This window comes from Falsihalocynthiibacter sp. S25ZX9, from assembly GCF_041205405.1.
In the GTDB taxonomy this organism is placed as follows: Bacteria; Pseudomonadota; Alphaproteobacteria; order Rhodobacterales; family Rhodobacteraceae; genus Falsihalocynthiibacter; species Falsihalocynthiibacter arcticus.
This window is the reverse complement of sequence record NZ_JBGFCD010000195.1, coordinates 1-313: the sequence shown is the minus strand read 5'-3', so window position 1 is coordinate 313 and position 313 is coordinate 1. Positions and strand designations below refer to the sequence as shown.

Genomic DNA, 313 nt, shown 5'->3' with positions numbered 1-313 from the left:
ACGGTCGCCCTTGGCCTCGCCCGCACTTACGCCGCTGCGGGAAAATCGACCCTGTTGATTGACGCCGATCTGCGCAAGCCCTCCCAGCATAAATACATTGACCTTAAACCTGACACCAGTTTGCAGGAGTTTCTCAGCGGCGACAGGACCGTCGCGGATGGCTCTGAGTTTTACACATCCGACCCGAAATCCAACATTGGTGTGATTTTGGGTCGGGACCGCGCTGATGTGCCAACCGACCAGCTTCTTCAGTCCGACACGTTTAAAAACCTGCTGGAAACCGCCAAAATGGCGATGGATATCATCATTCTAG

At 54.3% G+C, this 313-nt stretch carries 1 protein-coding gene; it reads left to right on the top strand.

Annotation, left to right across the window (positions count from 1 at the left end):
- A partial coding sequence (locus AB9F29_RS21870; RefSeq protein WP_369757243.1) for a hypothetical protein occupies nucleotides 1-313 on the top strand: 313 nt, incomplete at both ends.